Origin of the sequence: Nocardia sp. NPDC051787 (assembly GCF_040681325.1) — a bacterium.
Classification (GTDB): Bacteria; Actinomycetota; Actinomycetes; order Mycobacteriales; family Mycobacteriaceae; genus Nocardia.
Map to the genome: position 1 here is coordinate 15,186 of NZ_JBFAYO010000008.1, position 22,019 is coordinate 37,204.

The 22,019-nt window shown below is 65.6% G+C and carries 23 protein-coding genes; 9 read left to right on the forward strand and 14 right to left on the reverse strand.

All coding sequences use genetic code 11. The features are described 5' to 3' along the window. Window positions 1–148 precede the first annotated feature (148 nt). Window positions 149–586, forward strand: coding sequence for a hypothetical protein (locus AB0M45_RS10665; protein ID WP_364325642.1), 438 nt, complete (start codon window positions 149–151; stop codon window positions 584–586). A 78-nt stretch (window positions 587–664) separates the two neighbouring features. Here AB0M45_RS10665 and AB0M45_RS10670 read toward each other — a convergent pair whose 3' ends face one another. The 6 genes from AB0M45_RS10670 to AB0M45_RS10695 form a co-directional block, all read right to left on the reverse strand. After that, on the reverse strand, window positions 665–1,441 hold the full coding sequence (locus tag AB0M45_RS10670) for an ESX secretion-associated protein EspG (protein ID WP_364325645.1): 777 nt from the start codon (window positions 1,439–1,441) through the stop codon (window positions 665–667). 262 nt (window positions 1,442–1,703) lie between these two features. Next, window positions 1,704–2,858 carry a hypothetical protein gene (locus AB0M45_RS10675; protein WP_364325648.1) on the reverse strand — a complete coding sequence of 385 codons (1,155 nt, stop codon included), beginning with the start codon at window positions 2,856–2,858 and terminating at the stop codon, window positions 1,704–1,706. Then, window positions 2,855–3,334, reverse strand: coding sequence for a hypothetical protein (locus AB0M45_RS10680; protein WP_364325651.1), 480 nt, complete (start codon window positions 3,332–3,334; stop codon window positions 2,855–2,857). Before AB0M45_RS10680 ends, AB0M45_RS10675 begins: the two co-directional genes overlap by 4 nt. A gap of 42 nt (window positions 3,335–3,376) precedes the next feature. Then, complete coding sequence (locus AB0M45_RS10685) at window positions 3,377–3,943, reverse strand: DUF3558 domain-containing protein (protein WP_364325654.1); 567 nt, start codon at window positions 3,941–3,943, stop codon at window positions 3,377–3,379. Window positions 3,944–4,148: 205 nt separating this feature from the next. Continuing rightward, window positions 4,149–4,361, reverse strand: coding sequence for a DUF397 domain-containing protein (locus AB0M45_RS10690; RefSeq protein ID WP_364325657.1), 213 nt, complete (start codon window positions 4,359–4,361; stop codon window positions 4,149–4,151). Further along, a complete protein-coding gene (locus tag AB0M45_RS10695; protein WP_364325659.1) occupies window positions 4,358–5,239 on the reverse strand; it encodes a helix-turn-helix transcriptional regulator in 882 nt (293 codons plus the stop codon). Before AB0M45_RS10695 ends, AB0M45_RS10690 begins: the two co-directional genes overlap by 4 nt. 250 nt (window positions 5,240–5,489) lie before the next feature. Here AB0M45_RS10695 and AB0M45_RS10700 point away from each other — a divergent pair, with 250 nt between their 5' ends. Next, window positions 5,490–6,023 (forward strand): DNA-directed RNA polymerase subunit beta, encoded by a 534-nt coding sequence (locus tag AB0M45_RS10700; RefSeq protein WP_364325662.1) that lies wholly within the window; start codon window positions 5,490–5,492, stop codon window positions 6,021–6,023. Window positions 6,024–6,099: 76 nt separating this feature from the next. Then, entirely contained in the window at window positions 6,100–6,528 is a 429-nt protein-coding gene (locus AB0M45_RS10705; RefSeq protein ID WP_364325665.1) for a DUF4254 domain-containing protein, read from the forward strand. A 138-nt stretch (window positions 6,529–6,666) separates the two neighbouring features. Here the strand turns inward: AB0M45_RS10705 and AB0M45_RS10710 are convergent, their stop codons facing one another. Next, window positions 6,667–7,164, reverse strand: coding sequence for a peroxynitrite isomerase (locus AB0M45_RS10710; RefSeq protein WP_364325668.1), 498 nt, complete (start codon window positions 7,162–7,164; stop codon window positions 6,667–6,669). A gap of 196 nt (window positions 7,165–7,360) precedes the next feature. Between AB0M45_RS10710 and AB0M45_RS10715 the strand changes: the two genes are divergently transcribed. Next, window positions 7,361–8,635 carry a TIGR03118 family protein gene (locus tag AB0M45_RS10715; RefSeq protein WP_364326186.1) on the forward strand — a complete coding sequence of 425 codons (1,275 nt, stop codon included), beginning with the start codon at window positions 7,361–7,363 and terminating at the stop codon, window positions 8,633–8,635. 47 nt (window positions 8,636–8,682) lie between these two features. Here AB0M45_RS10715 and AB0M45_RS10720 read toward each other — a convergent pair whose 3' ends face one another. The 3 genes from AB0M45_RS10720 to AB0M45_RS10730 form a co-directional block, all read right to left on the reverse strand. Next, entirely contained in the window at window positions 8,683–9,180 is a 498-nt protein-coding gene (locus AB0M45_RS10720) for a hypothetical protein (RefSeq protein WP_364325671.1), read from the reverse strand. A gap of 31 nt (window positions 9,181–9,211) precedes the next feature. Then, window positions 9,212–10,279 carry a MerR family transcriptional regulator gene (locus tag AB0M45_RS10725; RefSeq protein ID WP_364325674.1) on the reverse strand — a complete coding sequence of 356 codons (1,068 nt, stop codon included), beginning with the start codon at window positions 10,277–10,279 and terminating at the stop codon, window positions 9,212–9,214. A 68-nt stretch (window positions 10,280–10,347) separates the two neighbouring features. Next, entirely contained in the window at window positions 10,348–10,698 is a 351-nt protein-coding gene (locus AB0M45_RS10730; RefSeq protein ID WP_364325676.1) for a helix-turn-helix domain-containing protein, read from the reverse strand. A 33-nt stretch (window positions 10,699–10,731) separates the two neighbouring features. Between AB0M45_RS10730 and AB0M45_RS10735 the strand changes: the two genes are divergently transcribed. Further along, window positions 10,732–11,514: an SDR family oxidoreductase gene (locus tag AB0M45_RS10735; RefSeq protein ID WP_364325679.1), complete on the forward strand. Its 783-nt coding sequence runs from the start codon at window positions 10,732–10,734 to the stop codon at window positions 11,512–11,514. A gap of 298 nt (window positions 11,515–11,812) precedes the next feature. Continuing rightward, the gene (locus tag AB0M45_RS10740; protein WP_364325682.1) at window positions 11,813–12,958 is read left to right on the forward strand and encodes a CHAP domain-containing protein; all 1,146 of its coding nucleotides are present in this window, start codon (window positions 11,813–11,815) and stop codon (window positions 12,956–12,958) included. A gap of 99 nt (window positions 12,959–13,057) precedes the next feature. On the opposite strand, the gene AB0M45_RS10745 is transcribed toward AB0M45_RS10740, so the two are convergent. After that, window positions 13,058–14,509: a GH25 family lysozyme gene (locus AB0M45_RS10745; protein WP_364325685.1), complete on the reverse strand. Its 1,452-nt coding sequence runs from the start codon at window positions 14,507–14,509 to the stop codon at window positions 13,058–13,060. 1,173 nt (window positions 14,510–15,682) lie between these two features. On the opposite strand from AB0M45_RS10745, the gene AB0M45_RS10750 reads away from it, so the two are divergent. Further along, window positions 15,683–16,132: a DUF4254 domain-containing protein gene (locus AB0M45_RS10750; RefSeq protein WP_364325688.1), complete on the forward strand. Its 450-nt coding sequence runs from the start codon at window positions 15,683–15,685 to the stop codon at window positions 16,130–16,132. Here AB0M45_RS10750 and AB0M45_RS10755 read toward each other — a convergent pair whose 3' ends face one another. The 3 genes from AB0M45_RS10755 to AB0M45_RS10765 form a co-directional block, all read right to left on the reverse strand. Further along, window positions 16,133–16,630 (reverse strand): hypothetical protein, encoded by a 498-nt coding sequence (locus tag AB0M45_RS10755; RefSeq protein ID WP_364325691.1) that lies wholly within the window; start codon window positions 16,628–16,630, stop codon window positions 16,133–16,135. Window positions 16,631–16,722: 92 nt separating this feature from the next. Beyond that, window positions 16,723–18,111: an APC family permease gene (locus tag AB0M45_RS10760; protein WP_364325694.1), complete on the reverse strand. Its 1,389-nt coding sequence runs from the start codon at window positions 18,109–18,111 to the stop codon at window positions 16,723–16,725. Window positions 18,112–18,228: 117 nt separating this feature from the next. Further along, window positions 18,229–19,089: a helix-turn-helix transcriptional regulator gene (locus AB0M45_RS10765; protein ID WP_364325697.1), complete on the reverse strand. Its 861-nt coding sequence runs from the start codon at window positions 19,087–19,089 to the stop codon at window positions 18,229–18,231. 753 nt (window positions 19,090–19,842) lie between these two features. On the opposite strand from AB0M45_RS10765, the gene AB0M45_RS10770 reads away from it, so the two are divergent. Both AB0M45_RS10770 and AB0M45_RS10775 read left to right on the forward strand, forming a co-directional pair. Next, on the forward strand, window positions 19,843–20,514 hold the full coding sequence (locus AB0M45_RS10770; RefSeq protein ID WP_364326188.1) for a PAS and ANTAR domain-containing protein: 672 nt from the start codon (window positions 19,843–19,845) through the stop codon (window positions 20,512–20,514). 301 nt (window positions 20,515–20,815) lie between these two features. Then, window positions 20,816–21,928 carry a terpene synthase family protein gene (locus AB0M45_RS10775; RefSeq protein WP_364325700.1) on the forward strand — a complete coding sequence of 371 codons (1,113 nt, stop codon included), beginning with the start codon at window positions 20,816–20,818 and terminating at the stop codon, window positions 21,926–21,928. The last annotated feature ends 91 nt before the right edge of the window (window positions 21,929–22,019 follow it).

The following is a 22,019-nucleotide window of genomic DNA, read 5'->3' on the forward strand; positions in this document are numbered from 1 at the left end:
GGCTGTGCCATCGGCAACCCGGTCTTATTCTGGATCCACCAGATTCCGTTCGCTGAGAACATGCGCTCTTGCTGCGATTGTAGCCGCTTCCTCCGCGCTGATAGGTTGCAGTTCGGAAAGTTCGCCCGATTCCGTCGGGAAACCAAGTTTGCCAACCACGATCACGGCGGCGCCCGAAAACTGCGTCAAAGTTCCTTCCTCGCCGTCTGCTAATTCGGAGGAAAAGCAGTTGGCGGCGGAAATTGAAATGAAGCTTCCGCCTGGCACCTGTTTTTTTGCCGTTGACACTATAGATGTGACCGGCCAGTCAGGGAAGATAACGGTCTATGTAGACCTCGCCGTGCCGGCCTCAAAGGGGCCCGATGATCTACGATCCGTGGCGACCGACATTGCTCATATGCTTAAAACTAGTCAAATCGCGCAGCGGATCTCGTCTGTGCGAGTCACCAACTGGGGTGCTTGGGAGGGGTCTGAGCTGAAGTACGAGTCCTTTCTGAGCGATGACAACTTCCAAAACCATCCCTGGGATGGAACTCCGTCCCGTGAAGCCGAGATGGCTATCTGGACAATCCGCGCCAAGAAGTAGGTCCAGTGAATGAATCCGAATAGTCTCGGGTCATCACTGATTGCACGTGGCGCGGCGGATTTGGTTCCGTTGGGCTGGTTACCAGGTTTCGGGGCGGGTGGACTCGAGGTGGTGGAGGGCTTGGTCGATCCAGGTTGTGAAGTGGGTGGTGAGGTCGCTGGGGGTGGTGGGGCGGACGGTGATGTGGTGGGTGCGGTGTTCGGTGTAGCGGCCGTCGTTGGAGATGTCGTGCCACTGGAGGACTTTGGCGGGCTTCGCGTGGGTGTGCAGGGGTGCGGTGAGGAGGACGGCGGTGGCGCCGCCGTCGACTGGGCGGCCGAGGAGGCGCCGGTATTGCTCGCGCGGGGTGTTGCGGGCGTTGTCCTGGAGGTAGGTGTCACGGCGCGGGGTCAGGTCGTCGGGGTGGAAGGTGGCGGGGCGCTCGGTGCCGGGCTTGCAGGCGGGGATCGCGTTCACCAGGCGAGTGGGGAGTTGGTCGGCGGGGAACATGCGCACGCGAATGGGGCTGTGCTCGTGCCGGTTGCCTGCCTGGCTGAGGACGACGGCGTGGTAATCGGTGCGGGCGCCGAGGATCCGGTACTCGCGCAGGTCGTCGCGGCCGGTGCTGTTCTTGTGCTTGCACGTGCCGCCGAGGATTTCGATGCGGAGCTCAGACGTGCCCAGGGTGTGCAGGGCGGCGTTGACCTCGTCGAGTTCGTCGGCGGAGTAGCGCTCCCGGACGGCGGTGCGGTGGGCGTCGAACTCGTCGCGAAACGCGAAGCGGCTGGTGTAGCGCAATGGGCTGGGGATGCGGTCGTGGGCGTCGCCGTACCAGAGAGCGGCGAAATCGTCCGGTTCCCAAGTCCATTCAGCCATGTGATGGTCCAATCCGGCCGCACCGGGGCGACCCGCTGTCATGCGCACACGCCCCGTTCCCGCATGCGGGGCGTGTGCCGTGTCGAAAGGTGGGATGCGGTCACTCCGGACTGCCTCGTACACACTGCCGGTGAAAGCGCAGGCCCGAGTCCCGACGCGATCGGGTCCGAGCCACCCCTAACGCCCGCGAGCACCACCGAGGGTAACGCGTACCCGGATTATCGAGGCGGTCGAAGGCTTTCGTCCGGCAGAGGCGGCACGCTCAGTCCGGGATCTGGCCGATGACGCCGCCGGGCAGCGTCTTCGCGGCCTCGCCGAGCAATTCGTCGGTGTTGTCCTGATTGATCAGGTAGTCCGGTGTCTTGTGCTCGGACTCGTCGTCCTTGCCGCCGCCGCGCGCGCCGGGAGCCATCATGCCGGGGAGCCCCGCCGTTCCGCGTGTACCTGCGGCCGCCGCGGCGACCGCGGGCTTCGCTGAGGGGGCCGGCGTTCCCGGCGTGCCCGGGATGCTGCGGCCGGGTTGCGGCTGGTTCGGCGTGCCAGGGGTTCCCGGCATGCCGGGTGTGCCTGGGCCGTGCGGAGTTCCGATACCGGTCGGCACGGTTTTGGTGGGGTCCGTCGTCGTCGGGTTCGTCGCCGTGGGATCCACGCCAGCGGGTGTGGTCGACGTGTTGGCCGGTGTCGTGTCGGACGACTGCTCCTGCGACGACTGGTCGGCAGGCTTCTGCTCCTGGGCGCCCGGTTCATCGGGCTTGCCGTCGCCGTCCTTGTCACCGGGGACACCGGAGTCGGTGGTGCCGGGATCATTGCCCGGGCTGGCCGAGCTGGGACCGCCGTTGTCGCTGCTCTGGTATCCGCCAGGCGGGGGAGCCGGAATGTCCACCGGCGCGGTCGGGCCGACCGGCGTGGGCAGCACCGGGATCTTGCCGTCCATATCGCTGAACGGCTGCACGTAGAACTGCTTCATCGCCGCCCGCGCGGCCTGCTCGGCCTCGGATTGTTCGCCCGACAGACTCCAGCGGCTCGGGTGGAAGATCCGCTCGGTCCAGGGGTAGTGGACGGTGTCCGGAAGCGCCTTCTTCGTATTCTCGATCGCGGTCGCGGCGTCGCGCACGCGGCAGTACAGCTCCTCCAGTGAGTTGGTGAGGTTCTGCGCTTCGCTGGTGTACTTGGCGATCGCGTTCTTCGACTGCTCCGCGGCCGGACCCGACCAGGCTTGGGCGATCGAGGTCTGGATGGAGCGAGCGAAGGTTTCCACGCCCTGCTCCCATTCGTTGCGAACCTGCCAGTACTTCTCAGCTTGCCTGATCGCATCGCCGCTATCGAGCGGTTTGAACGCCTCGTTGATCCGGGGATGCTCCCAGCTGTCGGGGTGCTCGCCGCCGTTCGGGATGCGTGGGTTCTCGTAGCCGCTCATCTGCCTGTTCCGTCCGGGAGCAGAGCCGGTCCGGCCGAGCGTTGGACGGGTGGGCGTTCCGGAAGCGTGGTGTTCAATCGGTTGAACTCGGCAGCGAAGTTGCTGTCGGCCTGCATGATTCGATCGCGGACAATCCGGTGCACCTCTTGGATGTCTTCTACGATTCGGAAGTGGTTCTCCATGATCTCGTAGACGCTGTTGCCGTCATCGGCCCCTCGGGCCTTCCTTTTGAATCTGTCGACCAGGGTCCGTGCCGAAACCATTTTGTCATCGCCTTCGCCCAGGCCCCAGTGCGTCTGCTGTGACACCCGGTCCATCGACGCCTGGATCGTTTGGATGGCGTCCTTGAAATATTCGCAGTCTCGGTCGACATATATGAAGTCCTCTGGCGACATCTGGATACCCAACTGTCCCTCCCGTGCCGCATTCAGGACGTTCGCCATCGGCCGAGGCGCTTGCGCCTGGTCATCACCCATGTGCTACTCCCTCCCTGTGAGTCCGATCGCTATCAGCGTATTTCAAACATTGGCAGGCATTGTCGGGACGACCTTCTCGGCCAAAGTTCGTGCGAGTTCGCACGTATCCAGGCTTCCGGTGTTCTTGCGCGACGGTGGATTGCTCAGGAAGAACTCGAGGCTGCCGCCCTTCATCTCTACGTTGATCGTGCAAACAGCATCCGGATGCTCATCGACCTGCCGGGTAGAGATCGCTCGGCGACCGTTGACGATGTACTCGCGGGTGTCTGCGAACTTCTTGTCTCGCACCATGTCGACGGTGAGGTTCGTCGTGCGGATGGCTGGCGAGTATCCATCGGGTTGGTTCCATACGCAGCCGCGCCACTTTACCCCCGATGCATCGGAATCGTCTTTGTCCTTGCTGCGCAGTCTCTCCGCATCGAGCAAGCTCTGTGGAATGTCGGTGCACGGGTCGTAGCCGGTGGGTACGTCGGGTGCCGAGCTCGGTGTTGTGGAGGGACCTCCGGTAGGCGCGGCATCGCCGTTGGTCGGGGAGTCGCAGCCTGCCAGCACGAGTGCGGCACCGACGGCGAGGATGGTCAGTCGCCGCGAATTCCGCCCTGATGTCATGGGTTCCCCTCGTACACCGGTGTGTTGTTCCTGGCCTCTTCGGGGCCGGACCGGCTCCTCCGCCCCCTCACCGAATGTTGACGCTACCGGGGGGTTTCCGTGGGTGCAAGCGACCGCATATGCATCGGCCGTCCTGGAGCCGCAAGTTCAAGTGAGTGCCCCGGCACCTCCGGCGAGGGAGGGGCCGGGACTGTCGGCGAGGGCTTTAGGGCTGTGGCCGGTCGAGTTCGCCGCTGGCTATGTGGGCAGTGAACGAGTCCCACTCGCCCGGCGTGAACACAAGGGCTGGTCCGGTGCGGTTCTTCGAGTCGCGGACACCCACGAAGCCTTCGCGCAGGAACGCGACTTCCACGCAGTCCATCTGTGCGCTGCTGTAGCTGCTCTTGAACCAGATGGCATTGGATAGGCTGGGGTTCACTTGCCGTACTCCTTCGCGATCTCGAGGATGAGGGATCGGCTTCGCTCCTGGTCCAGTGTCGATCGCTGGAGGTCGGCGTACGCCTGGCGGTACAGCCGGATTTCCTCAGGCTTCTCAAGATACAGGTTTCCGGTGAAGCCCTGTATGTAGACGACCGGGGGTTCGGTCAGATGGGCGATCGGGTGCTTCGGGAAGTCGAACATGACGAATGGACCGACGCTCAGTCCCGCGTAGGCCTGCGCCGAGAGCGGAACCACGCGCACCGAAACATTCGGTTGTTCACTGACTCTCGCCAGGTGTGCGAGCTGCTGTTCCATGACCGCGGGGCCGCCGATCGCACGGCGCAGCGCGGATTCATCAATGACGGCCTCCAGCAGTACGGGGTCCTCATCGTTGTCCAAGCGAGCCTTTCGCCGCCTGAAGATCTCGATCATTCGTTCGACTTCCGGTCCGGGCATCGCCGGGAAGCTGGTCCAGATCAAGGCACGCCGGTACTGGTCGGTTTGCAGGAGTCCGGGAAGGAGAGTCGTCTGGTAGGAGACGAGCCGCTTCGCCACCGTCTCCAACTCGACATAGAGGCTGAACTCTTTGTGAATGGCGTCGCCGAACGCATGCCACCATCCGGTGCGCGTGGTCTCCTCGGTCAGCTCGAGCAGGATGGCGGTCCGTGTCGCAGATGCGCCGTAGATTTTGCACAACCGCTCGATGAACAGCGGATTCAGCCGGACCTGCTGCCCGGTCTCCATCCGCCACAGGGTTTGTTTGCTCACGTTGATCGCGTCGCGGGCGTACTCCGCGCTGACGCCCGAGTTGATCCGCAGCGCCCGCAGCTGTCGGCCCAGCATACGACGAGCGAGGCTGGATCCGGTTGAAGTCATAACGAATTCCTTTCGTAGCCAAACTACTGGCCAGGTTGCTAACTGGAACCTTTTGGCGGGGGACCGTGGAACCTGGGCGGTCTCCGCCCGATTCCACAACTGATTACGTTCCCGCCCTGCAATATCCGGTGCTCTACTGAACGCGCCCGGTCCGAATCGAAGAAGTGCTGAAACCTTAACCGCGACAACGGTTCCAGGTCCAGCGATCGGGCATTTGCTCTTATCGGACCAATTGAATCGAGGCTGGCGAATGAACCATGCGGCATTCGCGGATACACCAGCGTCCCGCTGCGCGTTTTACCGCCGTACCTGCGGCCTGCCCGCAGGGATACACCCGGAGATCGGGCGGATCGTCGTGAAGGCGGGTGTGGTCGGCGGAATCACGATGCCCGACCGGCTGGGGCAGTGGGTGCGAGAGGACATGCTTTTCCGAGGTCACTCGCTGGGTCCGGTTATCGCGCATATCCGTTCGCGTCGCTGGACATTCCTGTGCCGTCCCGACCTTCCCGACGACACGCGACTGTTCGCGGCTCTCTTCCGGCTCGACGTCTCGGTCGTGCCATTCGGCGGCGAAATAGCGCTACCGTCCCCCGCCGACGCAAACGGCGGATTTCGCCGCTGGGTGGTTGCACCCCGCGACACTTTCCGCCCCTCCGCTGCGGTGATCGTGGACCGCGTGCTGAGCTGCGCGGGCCGGAGCATCATCAGCGAGCGTCAACGAGTGATCCGAGAAGACAGCGCGCGACCACGCACGGCGGACCCGAGTGGGGAGGTGCGGCCGTGAGCACGCGTCAACGAGTGAACCCGGAACACCGTGCGCCGTCGCGCCCACCGCAGCCGAGCCGGAGCGAGGCTCGGTGGTGAACGATGTCCTGCCGACGAGAAGTCAACTGCTGCAAGCCTGCCGGGCGGGTGAGCCGCCGCCGGATCACCCGGTGCTGCTGCGCGCCCGCGCACTGGCCGACCTGCACGTCCGCCGACTCGACGCGAACCAGGGTGCCGTCTCCGATATCGATGAGTCCCGCGCCCGCCTGGTCCGTGACATCGACCGCTGGGCCGAGCGGCGCTTGCCCTCCGCCCGGGGCGGCGCCTACCTCCACACCGAATCCCTGGGTGCGGTGATCGACCGCCTGGCCCACCTCAGCGCCACCGCATACGCGGCCCTGGCCGCCGACGCGGAATGGGACCTCTGGTTCGCCTGGGAGCGCCTAGCCGAATTGGCCCTCGCCTACGAGGACCTCGCCACCGAACTCAGCATCGGCCGCCGCCGCTTGCCCAATGCCTTCTGATCGAGGCCGCAGGTCTCCTTCGATTGCCTCTCGGAAGAGTGCCTGCGGCTTCCCGGCCTGCGCGCACCAGCCGCTGAGCGTGTCGTCGCGGTTGTGGTCATAAGCTGGCGCATCGACTGGCGCGCCAGCCCTTGGCGCTCATTCCCGGCGCAAGGTGGCGGCGAGGTGGTGCTGTAGTGGCTCGCCGACCGCCGCCATGCGCACGGTGTAGTCGATGGTGTCGCCGGAGAGGCGGATGGAGCGGCCGAGGGCGGTCACCAGTTTGGCGGTGCTGCTGCGGCCGATGCCGGTGGAGTCCAATTCGAGGCGCAGGGTGCCGTCCTCGATGGTGAGTGCGCCCTCGCAGATTTCGGTGATCCCGGTGGGATGGGCGAGGATCAGTTCGACGCGGTCGGGACGCGGGCAGCGCAGATAGCCGGTTTCGGCGTGCAGCGGCCTGCCGTCGTCGGTGGCGCGGGTCTTCTGCCGGTAGGTGAGGAAGGGGCGGCCGAGGTGGCCGAACCGGATTTCCTCGACGTAGCCGAAGGGCTGGATGGTCGGGTATTCGCCCTGGCCATCGCCGCGCCAAGTGCCGAGCAGTGGAGCGAGTGGGGCGATATCGGGATGCGGAGCAATGGAGGGCTGGGGTTCGACCACGGCCGACAGCCTAAACCCGTGCTTCGCGCGCCGTTCCGCTACTCCTGAAATTGGCCCGCGTTAAGGTTAGGTTCACCTTAGCGCCAGGTGGCGTGTTGCCGGAAAGGAAATAAGAAAGTTGAAACGTTGGAATGAGGCGCGGTGCGGCGGTGCGCCCCGGTTGCGGGGCAGAAGCGGTCTGCTGCGCGCGTCGGCGCTGGGCGCCGTGCTGCTCGTCGCGGCCGCCTGCTCGGACTCGAAGTCCGACGAGGTGCCGGCTCTCGACGGCAACATGTACGTCCAGACCAATCTCGCCGCCAACGACGCGGAGTACAAGGCGCAGTTCACCTTCCCCGAGCTGGTGAACGCGTGGGGTCTGGCCGACCGGCCCAAGGGTGCGGGCGGGCACTTCTGGGTCGGCGCGGGCGGCAAGTCGTTCCAGTTCGTCGGTGACGTCACCGAGTCGTCGGACGAGAAGGTGCAGAAGCTCTTCCAGGACGGGCTGAAGATCGTCACCATTCCCGGCGCCGATGCCGACACCTCGGACAACAGCGTGGGCAAAACCACCGGCGTCGTGTTCAACCCGGCGCCGATCACCTCCGATCTGTTCGTCGTGCGCGACCAGCCGGTCGAGGCGGAAGGCGGTCCGCTGAACGGCTCGGCGCGGTTCATCTTCGCCACCGACTCGGGCAAGATCTCGGCGTGGACCGAGCAGGGCTTCGAGGGCCTGATCGTGCGGCACGACGGCCCGGCCAACCTGGTCTTCGACGGCCAGCCGCAGGGCATGCAGTTCTTCGGGATCGCGCTGACGCCAGCGGGGGACAAGCTGCTCGCCGCCGATTTCGGCGCCGACCCGCAAGTCCGGACGTTCGACAAGAACTGGCAGCTGATTCCCACCACCGGCTTCGCCAACCCGTTCGCCACCGGTGACGCGATCGACCCGGCCGCGCCGGAGCAGGGGAGGAAGGCCAAGCCGGGCGACCCCGCGCCGTTCAACGTTTCGACGATCGGCAACCGCGTTTTCGTCGCCTACGCCACCACAAAGCCGAACCACGCGGAGGCGACCGAGTTCGATGCCGGCGAAGAGGACTCGCTGGACAAGGATCAGGAGCAGGCGGCGGGCGGCAAACCGGACAAGGGCAAGCTCGCCGAGTTCGACGCCGACGGCAAGCTGGTGCGCATCCTCGACGACGGCAAGCGCCTGAACGCGCCGTGGGCGGTGACCGTCGCGCCGGAGGGTTTCGGCCCGCTCAGCGGCAAGCTGCTGGTCGGCAACTTCGGGGGCGCCGGACACGTGCTCGCCTACGACGACGCCACCGGCGAGTTCGCCGATTACCTGCGCGACGCCGACGGCAAGCCGGTGGCGATCGAAGGTCTGTGGGCGCTGATGTTCGGTAACGGCGAGAGCCTCGGCGACGCCGACTCGCTGTACTTCACCGCTGGACCCGACGATGAGAAGGACGGTCTGTTCGGCAAGCTCCGCTTGAAGTAGATCCCCGTAGCAGCGGCCCGCGTCATCCGGCGCGGGCCGCTGCTGCGTTATCGGCCTCCGGTCGGTGCCGACGCCCGGCGTTCGGTGCGCCGCTCCCGAATGGCCGCTTCGACCTCCCGCACCGCAGTGCGAATGGTGGCGCCGTAGCCGTCGTCGGCGAGGGTGTGCAGATGGGCGCGGGCGGCGTCGATCTCGCGCTGCGCGGCCGCGAACGAGCCGAGCCTGCGGTAATCGTCGGCGAGGTTGAGATGCAGCGACGGGTAGAAGCCCGCCACCCGCAGTGATGCGTCATAGCTCTGGGCGCGATCGTCCGAGAGACGGTCGGCGGCGTCCAGTGCCCGGATGTCCCAAGTGAGCGCCTCGGCGGCATCGTCGTACAGGTCGGCCAGATAGTGCGCGAGCGTACAGCGATGCAGCGCGTCGCCCTGCGGCCCGAGCGAGGACCAGAGGGCGAGCAGAGCGTCGCGCGCGTCATCCGGACGGCCGTGGCGACCGAGCGCGACCGCGTCGGTGATGGTGGTCATGGTCTGGTCCGGGGTGGTCATAAATGGCTCCTTCGGATGGACTCGACTGGTCTCAGGGGCGTCGGCACGCGTCGTCCTGGTCGGCGGGCCGGGTGGGCATGGCCAGCGTGGTGAGGTCGCCGTCCGTGGCGGATCGCAGAACCACCGGCTGATCGGGACCGGTGATATCGAGCATGAGGTCGGGGCCGAGCGCGGTGTGCACGGCGGGCAGCAGGGTCGCGGGGTCGAACGACAGGGTGATCGCCGAACCTGTGACGGTGGCGGGAAGACGGTGCGCCGCGTCGCCGCGTGACACCTGGACACCGGTGGAGTCGATGACGAATCGCACTGTGGTAGTGGCCGTTTCGAGTAGGGAAAGCAGGCGGCCGCGGGCGGTGATCACCCTGGTGCGGGCCGGTCCCAGCCCGGACAGTACGACGCGGTGATCCGGGAAGGGCTCATCGATGACGGCGGACCGATGCTCGGCGCCGTCCCCGGCCAGGACCAAGCCGTCCCCGGTCGGTGTGGCGACGACCTGTTCCACGGTGCGCAACCAGGCGGTGATCGCGCCGAGCCCGTCCGGGTCGAGCACTCGGGACCAGTCGCCGCCGTGCTGCCTGTTCACCACTACGGTTCGGGTGGAGAGGCGGTAGCGATCGGTTGCCGTGAGAGTCAGCGCGTTTCCGCTCGCTTCCAGCAGAAGACCCGCCAGCACCGGGATCTCGCGAGTGCCTGCAGCGGCTGCGCGAACCTGCTCGAGCGCCTGGGCCAAGGCCGCCGCGGAGACCGCCACGTGCGGCCCGAGCGACCGCTTGACCATCATGGCGACGCGGGAGGCCTCGCTCGCCCGCCGCGCGAGTTCGTCCACGTGACGGTCGAGCAGGTCCCGCGCCCGTCCGGCATCGCCGGAGAGGACCTTCGCGATCATCTCGAGCGGCAGGTCGATCGCGCGAAGCTGCCGGATGAGCGTCGCCCGCCGGCACTGCGCGTCGGTGTAATAGCGGTATCCGGTCAGCGGGTCGACCCGGGCCGGGACGAGCAGCCCGCAGTCGTCGTAGAACCGCAGCGCGCTCGCGGTGAGCCCGCTTGCCCGCGCCAGCACGCCGATCGTGATCAACCCTGCCGATTCCGAACTCGCCACCCGGCCATCATGGAGTCTCAACCAACTCGAAGGTCAAACGGAAGCTTCGGCCTGTCGGCGCGGGTTGTTCAGTCCGCCTCCGGAGCGGTCGGGGTTATGCGCCAGCGGCGGGACCAATCCCAGACCGAGTGCAGTGCCGCGCCGAGTTCGATGCCCGCGGTGGTCAGTTCGTACGACTTATCTGGGTTCTTCGCGATCAAGCCTGCGGATTGCAGGTGTTGCAGCCGCACCGAGAGCATGCTCGACGAGCAGTTGCCCATGCGGCGGCGCAGTTCGAGGAAGCCGAGGCGGTCGGGCTCCAGTTCCCACAGGATGCGCAGCATCCAGCGTTGGCCAAGGAGGTCCATCGTGGCCAGCAGCGGCGCGTTCGCCGGGTCGTCCCGGCCGCGCGGCGGCTTGGGGTCATTTGCGCTTCTCATTTAGAATCAGCATAGTGGTTCTGAAATAGAAGCATGAGCCTCGGCTTCTCCTGCGCGATCGAAAGGGTGACGGTGGACGACACGACCGGACGGCGAATCGTCCTGATCACGGGCGCGTCCCGCGGTATCGGCGCGGAGACCGCGCAAGTGCTCGCGGCGCGCGGCGACCATGTGGTGATCAACTACCGGGAGAAGGCCCGGCGGGCCGAGCGTCTGGCCGACTCGATCCGGCAGGTGGGCGGCAGTGCGTCGACGGCGGGCGCCGACATCGCCGACGCGGATTCCGCCGGTGCGCTGATCGCCGGAATCGCCGAGGAGTTCGGTCGTTTGGATGTGCTCGTGCTCAACGCTTCCGGCGGTCTGGAACTGCACGCCGGGCCGGGCTACGCGATGGCGCTCAACCGCGACGCGCAGGAACGTCTCGTGCGACTCGCCGGGCCGCACATGCCATCCGGCTCCCGGATCGTCTTCGTCACCAGCCATCAAGCACACTTCCACGGCCGCAAGCCGGTCCCCGCCGATTACGAGCCCATCGCCGCGAGCAAACGCGCGGGCGAGGACGCCCTGCGCGCCATGATTCCCGAGCTCACCGCCCGCGGCATCACCTTGCACGTCGTCTCCGGCGACATGATCGACGGGACGATCATCGTCCAGCTTCTGGAGCGCCGAAACCCTGACGCCGTCACCGCGCGCCGCGACCAGGGCACGCTTCCCACGGTCACTGAGTTCGCCACCGCCGTCGCCCTGGCCACCACCAGCCCGGCCGATCCGGGGCACACCACGTACATCGGCGGTCGGGATTATCTCGACGAGTGAGAACCTGCCTCCTGAACGGCTCGGCACGCGGTACGTGAACCCCCGATCAGAACATGCCGTGGCGGCGTTTCGATCAACCTGACGGCTGTGCCGTTCGCTGCTGTAGTTATGTGCCGTGGGCCGCTCGAACGGCAGGCTGAGCGCTACGAGTTACTAACGTTGGGAATATTCGATACTCAGTGGTGCATAGCGAGTATGCCGCCACGGCGTCCGGCGGTCATGGGCGAGTGAGGTTACGGATGCTGTTTGTCGGCGTGCGGAGACCGGCCGTGTGGGCCGCATCGGGTGGAGGGCGTGCATGACGACAACCTTCCAAGACATAGAGATCAATCTCGACCCTCCCGATTACGCCAGTGCCGGTCTCGCAGCGGTCGTCGAGGCGGCGGAAGAATATATGCAGCGTTCGATCATCCTGTTCGCGTCCGGCTGGAACGGCGGACAACAGGACATGATCGCTTGGCTGGCGGAACACGATCTGCTCAGCGCGGAAGGCCGCGAACTCACCAAGGACGGTGCCCAGCAGCTCGAGCCGAAATCGTCGGCGATGACCGGCAATTACGGCGACAAACACGGCCTGATCCTGGACAAGGCAACGCAACTGCGATCGCAGAACAACGGTGTCCAGGCAAGCGCCATCGCGAGTTTCGACACATCGAACAAGGCGTTCCAGGACGTGATGGGGATCGTGGACGGGCTCAAAGCCGAGCTGAGCGGGGGGCATCCACTGACCCAGTTGCCCGATGGCAGCCTGCACCTGGCCGCCGCCGAGGAAGTCCGGTTGCTGAACCTGATCCTGGAGGCCGTGGACCGTGTGCACGACACGATCGAGGATGCGGACAGCGGCATGCAAAGGGACGCCAAGAATATCTACGAAATGATGCCGGAACTCCCTCGCAATCCCTACGGTAACGCGCCGGATGCCAGGAACCTGGCTCCGTGGGCGCCGACCGCGAGTAGTGCCAGCTGGGCGCCCGGTAACGGAAGCCGGGACGATATTATCGCCAAGGCGCGTGAGCAGCTGGCGCTCGGTGTTTCCGAAACCGGCGGCAACAATGTCCCGATGTTCCGCGGCGCGGACGGCAAACTCTACAAGGCCCCGTACAACATCAACGACGCATGGTGCGCGGCCTTCTCCACCTGGGTGTGGGATCAAGCCGGTTACAACGTCGACTGGACCAACCCGAACTACGTGCCCACCATCTGGAACGACGCCCAGCACATGGGGTTGGCGGCGAATATAGCGAATGCCCAAAGAGGGGACATGATCATCTTCGACTGGGAGGGCGATGGAACCCCGGACCATGTGGGAATCGTGGAATCCGTGGACCCCAGAACCGGCCGGATCAACACCATCGAAGGCAATTCCAGCGATCGTCTGCAGACCCAGAGTTATGCCATGAACGCAGGATCCCTCGTCGGCGTCGTCAAGCCGCCACAGTCCTAGGCCACGAAGGCATCCTGCGTCACACCAGAAAACCGTGCATCCCTGGGTTCGGTGCGCACCGAACCCAGGGATCACACGCTTACGCCCATGGCATGCTGCCTATTTCTGCCCACTGGTCGTACCGCTCTGCCCGGCCAGCTGACGCGTCAGGTCGAGCAGTTCACGCTGTTCGGCAGCGGTGAGCGGCTCCGGGAAGTGTCCCGATGGTGCCCCCTCGACCTGTTGCCGTCCTTCGCGAGCAGACATCGTGCCGTTGCCGAGGCCCGGCTGCCCGGCGGCGCTTGCGAGGGCATACTCCTCGACCGGCCGCATGCGGCGGATCTCCGCAGGGTCGATGAGGGTTCGGACCTGCTCGGGTTCGCGTCCACACTTCCGGATGAGTTGGTGGAGATCGCCGTCGAATTTATCGACACAGCAGGTGTGCTGAGTGCCGACCACGGCGTCCGACGCGAACTGCAAGATCGTTGGCTTCCGGCCTGACATCGGTTTCCAGCCGGCCTGGAAGTCGGTCACCCCTTGGTATTGGTCCTTGAAGGGACGAGGTGCGCCCGATCCGGTGTAGTTGCTGTTCCAGATGTCGTAATTTCCGGTGAGTTCATTGTCGTAGAGCCACTTCGGCGCGTAAGCGATCACGTACCCGGTGGCGTTCTGCTGCGTCGTGCGCTCCTTCAGCAACTCGACGACCTGGCGGATCTCCTCCGGGTTCGGCGGGCGAGGCATCGGTGCGGACTTTTCGGCATCGATCTGCCAGATCCATGGCACCTCTTTCCACCATGGTGTCTTCTCATCGACGTAGTCCATCCAGAAGTCGACCTGCTGCTCGATGTTGTTGGGCCACAAGAAGTGATACGCGCCGAGCACCGGTATCTCCGCGCCTCGTGCCCTTTCCAGCGCTTCCTGGAAGTGCGCCGCGCGCCAGGTCTTGCCTTCGGTCGATTTGTGGACGAAAAACGAGATGCCATCGCGTTTGGCAGCGACGAGATTCATGGGGCCGCGGTCCCAATCGTAGTCCGAGGCATCCCATCCCCAGACCGGAGTCGTATTGGCCACGCCGGTCCCCAGCGGCGCTGGTTGGGTCGTGGTGGGATGGACTCGATCGGGGGCGGTTTGGCCCACCCGCTGCTCCATGGTGGTCATCAAGGCCGCTGACGTCGCCCAATGAATATGATCGAAGTGTCCGATCGCCCCCGGGCCGCCGTACACGCCTCCGCCCGGATCCTTTCTTTGGTTCTTGACGTAGAACCCGTCATCGTCGCTGAACGGCGTCGAATGAATGAGCTCCACGGTGAAGTCCGCGTAGTTGTCGTAGAGCCACCTGGCGAAATTACGCATCTTGACCGAACCCGCCGGGTATCCTCCGGCACCGATGTCCAGGGCGGCCGTCCGCGAATCCTGGTACGTCAGGCCGTAATGGTGCGAAACGGCGCCATGGTCACCGTCCATTGCGCTGGTGATGTAGATCTCATCGGCGTTCGGGTAGGACTCCAGGAACTTCGCCATCCGGTCTCCGAGTGGTCCGGTAACGACGTTCCTCCATCGCGTAATAGCCATGCTGAGCCTCCTTGCTGCGAGAGTTCGGGGGTTGAGTTCAGCCGGTATCGGAACGTTCGACAGCGGCAGCAGTTGGTGGCCACGGGCTCGGGTACCAGAGTCGTCAGACCTCTTCCGGAGAGGTGCCGGGCGGCCGCAATCTCATTACTGCGCCGTGCGGCCCCCCGGCCCGCCGTTCTCGGCTCAGACGCGAAGTGATGCGGGGATCGACAGACCACGTGAACCAGTTCGTCCCCTGCCGAGGGCATGTCTGACTTGTGATGTCACAGGCTCGGCGTCTCCTGGACTACCTCGTCCAGCATTTGCGACCCCTCGGGAATGCATTCCGCTCACGATCTTCGTATCGTGACCGCGGTTGAGGGGTGACTCTGGGTCGTACCGGCCGGATTGCTGATCGCGCGCTCTCTATTGTAGGTCACCCGCACGATCGCCGCGCTTTGTTGAGTCAAGACGTGGAACTGCCTCAGAAGTACCCGTTCATCTTCCGCCGCCACCACACTTTTTGCGGAGGCGGCTCTGGTCTGTCACGTGACAGGGACGAATAGAAAACTCCCTCCACGCTTTGAGAGAGCGATCCCAGGGGAATTCGGACGTGAAGGCGATCGAGGCGCAGGATGGGCTGGCGCCCGTGTATCGGGCGGAGGCCGGGGTCGCCGGGCGGCTGCCCGCGACGGCACCCGCGCCGCGGTGCCGGTTCGCCGAGGAGATCGAGGGCTGGTTCGTCGCCGGGTTCGATGATGTGGCGGAGTTGACGCCGAGTCCACTGCCGGATGTGCCGACCATGGCCGAGGCCTATGGGCGGCCGCCTGCCGCAAGCCTGGGCCGCCGCGTTCGCCGCACCTGCGCGCCCATCAAGCGGCATTTGCCCGACTCGCCGGAGATTGGCTGGCGTGTCGACTCGGCTGGGAATAGTCGCCGGAAAATCGGATATGTCTTCGAGAAAGGCGAGGTCACTGGATGTTTGCCACAGCTTGCGGCTAGCGATCGGGTGCCGCAAGTCCGGTCGATGGGCGTGTCGTGTGGGCCGAACCGCGTGAAATGGACGCCCAGGAGGCAGGTCTGGGTCACGCTGGGCACATGTGGATGTTCGGGCAGTGCCGGAACACCGGCGTGACAAGGCATCGAGGACGCGATCGCAACACGTCCGCCCTGGTCGGAATGGGGGTGCTGAGGGTGAATCAGACGTCCGAGGATCGGGCGATTCCCGGAAAAGAGCTGCTGCTGGCAGCATTTCGCGGCCTGCCGCACATAGACCACCCGATGCTGGAGGCGGCCGGAGAATTGGCTCAGCTGCACCAGACTCGCGAACGCACTCCGCACAGCCGGTGCGACAAACTCGATCGGCGACGGGCGCAGTTGGTGCGCGGCATCGACCGCTGGGTCACCTTGGCGGCGCCGATACCGCGTCCCGCCGCGCCCGAACACACCGAGACCGTGGGCAGGATGGTGGACCGGCTGGCCATGCTCGCCGCGCAGGCGTTCGCCCTCGCCCACGCGCCCGACGCCGTCTTCTACGACGCCTGGGTCCGGATCGACGAATTGGCCGACGGATACCAGGATCTCATCGATGACCTGCGCGCCGGGGCCAAGCGACTACCCGAGGCGCGCTACGACCGGTGGTAGCTACTTACCCCGGCCGAAAAGCCGGAACGACCGGGAGCGCCGTCGCGGCAACGTCGCGTAGACCATGGTCATGTCGGCGAACACTTCCGCTTCCCGCTCGCGGTCGGTGCCGAATTCGGCACGGCCGAGCACATGTTCGATGGAGTGTGGCGAGATCGAGGGCAGGATGACGGCCAGCGAGGGCGGCAGCGAATCGCCGCGCTCCGCGTCTTTGTGATGCCCGAGTAGCATGTGACCGATTTCGTGCAGGATGATGTGATCGGCGTTGCGGCCGGTCGCCGCGGCGTCGTACACGATGATGTCGTCGTGCTTGCGCGCTACCCATAGACCGCCGCCGCCACAGCCCGTGTCGGCCAGCATCGCCTTCGGAACGGGGTGCAGGCTGATCGAGCGGCCGCGGTGCGCGGCCACCGCGGCCAAATAGACGGTCAGGTTCCACGGGTTGGGGAGCGGCACGCTTCGGGTCGCGTCACCTAAGCGCGCTTCCATGCTGGTCATCGGCGCCAACCTTACCTACATCGCAGCCCTTAGTCATCCGCGGAACCGGACATACCGGCGGTAGGTAATCCGCTGCCGGAGCATGCGATCGGTCACTCCGCGGGCGGCTCGGTGGCCAGGGGCTGCGCCCGCATGGCGCGGATGGCCAGGTAGTTCAGGCCCCACAGTGCGACGCCGATGGCCAGCAGCACGCCCGCGATGGCGTACTGCGCCGGATTGCGGTCGGTGAAAGGTGTGACGAGGAAGCCACAGCTCAGCGCACCCAGGATCGGCAGTGGCGTCGGCGTGTGGAAATGCTTGTGTGCCACTTTGTCTCGCCGCAGCACCAGCACGGCCACGTTCACCACGGTGAACACCGCCAGCAGCAGCAGTGCCGTAGTGCCGCCGAGCTCGGGCACCTCGCCGACGAACAGGATGAGCCCGAGCGCAAGCAGCGTGGTGAAAATGATGGCGTTGTACGGTGTCCGGCGCCGCTCGCCCACGTGGCCGAACGGTCGCGGCAGCACATTCTGCCTGGCCATGCCGTAGATCAGGCGGCTGGCCATCAGCATGTTGATCAGCGCCGAGTTGGCGACCGCGAACATGGTGATGTAGGCGAAGACGTGCGTCGGGAAGGCGGGCGCGCCGATCTCGACCACCTTCAGCAGTGGCGTATCGCCTTGGCCGAGCTCGTTGGCGGGGACGAGCGCGATCGCGCTGATGGAGACCAGCACGTAGATGAGACCCGTGATGAGCAGCCCTGCGAGCAGAACCTTCGGGAAGATCCGGCTCGGCTCCTTGCACTCCTCGGCCATGTTCACCGAGTCCTCGAATCCGACCATGGCGAAGAACGCGAGCGTGGTGGCCACGATGACGCCGCCGACCGCGGTGCGCTCGCTGGTGTCGAACTCCACGATGCGAGAGAAGTCGCCGTCGCCGAAGCCCAGCGCCCAGCAGCCGATGGCGATGACGATCAGCAGGCCGGTCAGCTCCACGCACGTGAGCACCACGTTGAGCTTCACGCCCTCGCTCACCCCGCGCAGGTTCACCGCCGCCACCACCGCCATGAACGCCAGCGCGATCACCGTCACCGCGATGCCGTTGCCGATATCCAGGTCGAAGGCTTCAGCGAAGTTGGCCGCGAAGGCTCGCGAGGCGGTGGAGGCGGAGGTGATCCCGGAGCTCATCACCGCGAAGGCGACCATGAAGGTGAGGAAATGGATGCCGAAAGCCTTGTGCGTGTACAGCGCGGCCCCCGCGGCGTGCGGGTATTTGGTGACCAGCTCGAGATAGCTGAAACCGGTGATGAGCGCGACCAGGAACGCGACGAGGAACGGCACCCACACGGCGCCGCCCACTTCGTTGGCCACCTTGCCGGTGAGCGCATAGATACCGGTGCCCAGGATGTCACCGACGACGAACAGCAGTAGCAACCCCGGCCCCATCACCCGTTTCAGTTCGGGCTCGGAGTGGGCCGGCGGATTCATGGTGACGTCGGACATGCGTCCTCCCCTCGGCAGTAAGGCCGAGAGTACCCATTCACCGGGGAAATAGTCGCCAACCAGGGCCGTTCACCCAGGGACGAACACGGCGGGACACCGGGTCGGCCGGCGGGTGGCTCAGTCCATCCGGCGCGCGGCCTCCACGATCATGGCCGCGGAGTCGCGCGGGCTCAACGCCATGGCGCGCAGCTGGTCGAAGATGACGCCGAAACGCCGGATCTCGTTGTGACCCTCGATGAGCTCGTCACCCGCGATGCCCTCGACATAGACCAGTTCGGGGTCGGCGGGGTCGGGGAAATCCAGCAGCGTGAACGGGCCGGCCATGCCCGGATGTGCGCCCGCGTCGAACGGCAGGATCTGCAGGATCACGTTCTTTCGCTTGGTCTCCTGCAGCAGCCGCTCGAGCTGGCCGCGCATCACCGAGGGGCCGCCGACCGTGCGCCGGATCGCGGCCTCGTCCATCACCACCCACAGCTCGAGCGGGTCCTCCTTGGAGAGGTTGGCGGCGCGATCCATCCTGGCCTTCGCCCTGCTCTCCATCACCGACGCCTCCAGCTTCGGCATCGAGGTGTCGATCACCGCCGTCGCGTACTCGTAGGTCTGCAAAAGCCCTGGGATGATCGAGGTTTCGAAGTGCCGGGCGGACAGCGCCTCGGACTCGAAGTTGATGTAGGCGGCGTACACCTCCGACACGCTGCCCTCGTAGGCGCGCGACATGCCGGGCTTCAATGCGTCCGACAGCAATTCCAGGGCGTCTTCGCGCTGTTCGTCGCCGATCTGGTAGAGGTCGAGCATCGCCATGAGGGTGCGGCGCTGCGGGCGGGCCTGCGCGGTCTCGATCCGGTACAGCGTGGTGACGTTGATCCCGGTCTTCGCGCTGACCTCTTCCTTGCTGAGCTGGGCGTTTTCGCGCATCTCGTGCAGCATCGCCGCCAGACGTCGCAACCGGACGGTCAGTACGGTGCGCTTGCCTGCCATCAGAACAACCCTTTCGGTCTTGCGCACTTGCTGGAACGCGTTACGGCGTCCTCACGTGAATACGGCTCTCATGCAGCGGATCTGCGACGAAAGCGGGACACAGCAACAGAGACTACCTCCAGTGATCCGCATTATGGTCAGTGTTTTTCGGGACGCGGACGATTGCGGGGAAGCCCGGGGACAAACCAGGCCCGAGGGTAGGCCGCACCGCGGTACCAATACTCGCGGGATGGTCGGCGCCGCTCTTCCCGTGACCGGGAATGCCCCGCCATCTGGGGACGCGGAGTGGGGTATCGGCCGGTTGCTCAGTTCGGGGGATCAGGGGCAGGGGTACGTAGCCGGCGAATAGGGCGCTGTCGTGACGGGAGTGGCGTGTGACGGTGGTCCGCGTCGGTCGGCGGGTTCTCCCGTGGATGCCCAGTCCTCCACCTGCCGACATCGAGACCGCATTCGCGACCGCGCAGGAAGCGCAGCGCCGGTGGGCGTGGGCCGGTTCGGGGACGCCGTCACGGTGCTGCGCCGGTCGCATGACATCGTGCCGGCCCGGCGTCGAAGAGAGTCGTATCGATTGCTGTGCAGCCGGTCCGTTGCGGATAGGTTGCCAGCTGGGTTGCAGTGTGTCAAGCGACCTCGCTTTTCGTCGAACTACGCGCACAAATGATGGATGCCAATGGTTTGCTACAGTTCGATTTCGGATTGTGTTCCGCACTGATACGGGGCCGGGACGGTTGGATAATGACCCGCGTGACGAGGATGGATGACCTCGCGCTGACAAGCGCCTCCGCGGTCGAGAGCGTCGTCGCTGGCACGCCGCAGAGCGTGGGTAGCTTCCGTTTCTGGTTCGAGGATGAGCGATGGGAATGGTCGGATGGCGTCGCGGCTCTGTACGGCTACGCCGGGAGCGCGCAGCCGAGCACGGAACTGCTGCTGGCGCACAAGCACCCCGACGACCGCGCGCTGGTCGCCCGGTCCATCGACGTCGCCATGCGTACCGGGGAGCCGTTCTGCGGCCGTCATCGCGTCATCGATACCTCCGGGCGGATCCATCACGTGCTCGTCGTCGCCGACCGGATGCTCGACGACCGGGGCCTGGTGATCGGCACGAGCGGCTATTTCATCGACGTGTCCGACGCCCTCGAGGAGAACCGGCAGGAGGTCCTCGACGACACTCTGCCCGAGCTCGTCGAATCACGGGCGGTGATCGAACAGGCCAAAGGGGTGCTCATGGTGGTCTACGGCATCAACGCCGAACAGGCGTTCCGGGTGCTGCAATGGCGTTCCCAGGAGACCAACGTCAAGCTGCGCACGCTGGCGCAGCGGCTGGTCACCGAGATTCCCGCCATCGGTGGCGGTCCGGCATCGCAACGAGCCCGCTTCGACCACCTGCTGCTGACCATGCACGGCGACGTCATGGCGGCGGAGTGAGACCAGCTCCGCTCGGCGGACTCGGTGATCGGCAACGGTGCGAGCCGGCTTTTGCTCCGCCGTGGGCGAATCCGGCACATCCACCCGATGGTGCCGCGTCGGTGACGATCGGCAGGATCGCCCGTAACCGCCACGGCGCTACCCGGCCTTCGACGGAGTGCGGTCGCCGTCGTCGCGCAGCGGGCCGGTGTGTCAACGCGACTGACCGGCCACTTCGGTGACTTTTGGTCATTCGACCAGTCCCACGGATGGTAAGCCGAGAGAATTCAGGCGAAGCAACCATTGTGGAGACGGGGTCGTTGTGGTCGGCGAGTACACATCGGCGCTCGAGCGGGACATCGTGAACATGCGCGTGCAGCACGAGGCATTGCTGCGGGCGGGGCGGCAGTGGTCGTTGCGCGCGAGGTTCAGCACGCCCGACTGGGACATAGCCGACTACTGCCGCGACTTCCGGCCGAGCCGGTTCGGGGCGCAGGCCTGTGCGGAGGTCGAACGATTCTGCCGGGCCCATGGGATCTGGCTCGAGCCCGGCGGCAAGCACTACAACAGCATGACGCCCTATCTGCACCCCGGCGCCATCAGCGTCGAACGAATGACTATCATCGGCCTCTATAACGCAATCCTCTTCTGGCTCAACGACACTGTGGGCCGGGAGAAGTTCGGGCATCTGGACCACGACGAGCAGCGACGGGCGCGCGCCGCGGTCGATCGGTTGTGCTCGCTCCTGCGCACATGCTCGGTGCCGGGCGATTCGACCCCGCTGGAGGCCGCGACGTCGGCCTTCCTTGCCATGCTGTCCGCCCTCGCCGATCCGGCCTGGCTCGATCGGTTCATCGACGCCACCATCGATCACCTGCGGCCCGCGATCCAGGACCAGAATGCCCGCGCCCGCGGCGGACTGCTCAGCGTCGCGGAGTACATCGACCTGCGGGCCCGGGTATCGGGCATGTATCCGGCCATCGCCCTGTGCGAATTCGGTCGCGACGACTACCTGCCCTGGGACCGGATCCGGCGCGCAGGGCTCGACGGAGACCTGCGCCGGTTAAGGGTGCTGACCGTCGAGATCGGGGCGTTGATGAACGACGTGTTCTCTTTCGAAAAGGAGTGCATCGTCGATCTCGCGGACTTCAACCTGATCCCGGTGGTCCTGCTGAACCACCCCGGGTCGTCGTTGGCGGACGCCGTGCACGGCGCCACCGGGATCGTTCGGGCGCGGCTCACGGAATTCCGGCAGGTCGGTGCGGCCACTGCCGAGCGATGCGATCTCGTGGGAGCGGATGATGCCGCTCTGGCGGCCACCGTCTCGACCCACATCGCCGATCTGATCGCCTGTGTCCAGGCGACCTGGACCTGGCAGATCACGACGTTGCGCTATAAAGGCGCCTCGATATTCACCGAGAACGGCTCGGGTTAGTACCACGCATCATCACCAGCAGTGGGAATATGCTCCAGCGGGAGTACTCGACGGTATCGAACATATGTGGATACGATGCGTCGGGGGCTAT